We start from the raw sequence: 2,196 nt of genomic DNA on the forward strand, positions 1-2,196 counted from the left end.
CGTAGGAGCGGCCGACGTCCTTGGGCATCGGTGCTCTGTCGGCCGCGGTGGACCGGGCGGTGCACCGGATCGTCCAGGAGGCCCTCACCGACACGCAGCGCCACGCGGCCGACGCCGACGAGGCGAGCGTGCACGTGAGGGGCGAAAGGGTGTCGGCTGTGGTCCCCGCGGTGACTGGCGGCGCCCGGGCATCGTCTTGGGCACGGTGTTCACCGCCCGCTGTGGCGGTCGGCGTTGGGGGCGACGGCCCCGCTCCGTCCCGGGGCGCGGGCCGGCGGGCTGTGCGGGAACGTGCTCCCCGGCGGTTTGCTCCGGCTGTCGCCAGCAATCGGTCCCCGGGTGAGCCGGTGGAGGGGGTCAGCGGCAGGTCACTGGGGTGTCAGTGGTGGGTGCTTGTGTGGTCCGGTCGGGTCATCCGCCGCCGTGGATGCCGGGTGGCGAGGGTATTCGTGCACGTTGATAGGGGGAGGACCATGCCCGGTGTGTATTCCGGTGTGCTTGACTGGCCGCTGGCCCGTGTGTGTCCGATGTCGCCACCGTCGGCTCTCGGTGCGGTTCGTGACGGCCCGCCGGCGCGGGTCCGTCTGCCGGCAGGGGCCGGTGAGGAGCAGCTGGTCTGGCTGATCACCCGCTACGAGGATGTGAAGGCCGCTCTCAAGGATCCCCGGCTGAGCGCCGATGAGACCCGGCCCGGTTTTCCGTTGCGCATCCCGGTGCCCGCCGAGGGCCGACCGAGCGGTTTCCTGCGCATGGACGATCCGGAGCACGGCCGGCTTCGCAGGATGGTCGCACCGGAGTTCACGGTGCGCCGGGTGCGTGCACTGCGGCCCCGTATCCAGGAGCTGACCGAACAGGCGGCCGACGCGCTGGCGGCCGGCCCGCAGCCCGCGGACCTGGTACGGGACTTCGCTGCGAAGGTGTCGGCGCTGGTCATCGCCCGGCTGCTGGGAATCCCGGACGAGCACACCGCATTCTTCCTGGAGCAGACGCAGATCCTGCTCACGGACGGTGACCCCGCTCCTTCTCTGGCGGCGCATCACCGGATCATCGCCTTCCTCGACGAGAACGCGCGTGCCAAGGAGCGCGATCCGGGGGACGACCTGGTCAGCCGCCTCGTCCTCAACCATGTGGTCACCGGTGAACTCGACCGCGCCGATCTCCTGGGGATCCTCAAGCTGCTGCTCATCGCCGGCCATGAGTCGACGGCGACTCAGATCGCGGTCAGCACGCTGAGTCTGCTGACCGATGACGGGCTGCGTGCAGAGGTCCTCGCCCAGAGCGGGGCGCTCCTGCCGGAGTTCGTGGAGGAGTCGATGCGTTTCTGGTCGATCATCCAGGACGGTGTCGTGCGCCAGGCCACCGAGGACCTCCGGATCGGCGAGACTCTGGTAAGGGAGGGCGAGTCGGTGATGATCAGTCTGCTGGCCGCCAACCACGACGCCGCTGTCTTCCCCGAACCCGAACGCCTCGACATCCACCGTGATGCCTCCGGTCATCTGCTGTGGGGCCATGGTGCCCACTTCTGTCTCGGTGCGTCGCTGGGCCGGCTGGAGGTGACGCTCGCCCTCGGCTCTCTGTTCGCCAGGCTGCCGACGCTCCGTCTGGCCTGCGAGGTGTCCCGGCTCCGTTTCCGTGAGAACCCCGTCTTCCACTGCCTTGCCGAGCTGCCCGTCGCCTGGTGACGGGCAGCCCGCGAGCGCTTGCAGGGACGGCTTCGGCGCGATCGCTGCCGCACTCGGCAGCAGCCCGCGCACAGCGCTCGGCAGACAGACTCCGGTACAGCGTCTGCAGTAACTGCGCAGCTTCCGGCCGCACATGAAGCCCTAGCCGGAGGACGTGCGCTGCCCGAGGCAGCCGTTCCCGGAGGCGGGCTGCGGCTGTGCGGCGGCGCAAACCGGTGAGAGCACGGGAGCGGCCGTTCTTGCACGTCTTCGAGCCCGCCCCGGCACAGGGGCCCCGGCCGGTCTGTCGGGTCCGGCCAGAGCCAGGCACCCACAGTGCACCGGGACCGACGGCAGCCGCACCGCAGTCCTGGCCGGCCGGGGACTGCGGGCGGGCACTCCCGGTGGTGCGGCACCACTCTCTTGCGCAGTGCGCCGGGGTTCGGTGAGTCTGCCGCGGCGGTGTGGCTGCCGTCGGTCCCGGTGCACTGTGGGTGCCTGGCTCTGGCCGGACCCGACAGACCGGCCGGGGCCC

Annotated in this window: 1 protein-coding gene; it reads left to right on the forward strand. The window is 71.0% G+C overall.

Annotated elements, in window-relative coordinates; translation table 11 throughout:
* The first annotated feature begins 527 nt into the window (after positions 1–527).
* Positions 528–1,682, forward strand: a complete 1,155-nt coding sequence (locus AB0H32_RS48085; protein ID WP_361136010.1) for a cytochrome P450 — start codon at positions 528–530, stop codon at positions 1,680–1,682.
* Positions 1,683–2,196 lie beyond the last annotated feature (514 nt).

This window comes from Streptomyces sp. NPDC020362, from assembly GCF_040642095.1.
Classification (GTDB): Bacteria; Actinomycetota; Actinomycetes; order Streptomycetales; family Streptomycetaceae; genus Streptomyces.

Coding starts and splice junctions, on each gene's coding strand:
- AB0H32_RS48085 (WP_361136010.1), top strand. CDS start 528: ATGTCGCCACCGTCGGCTCTCGGTGCGGTTCGTGACGGCCCGCCGGCG.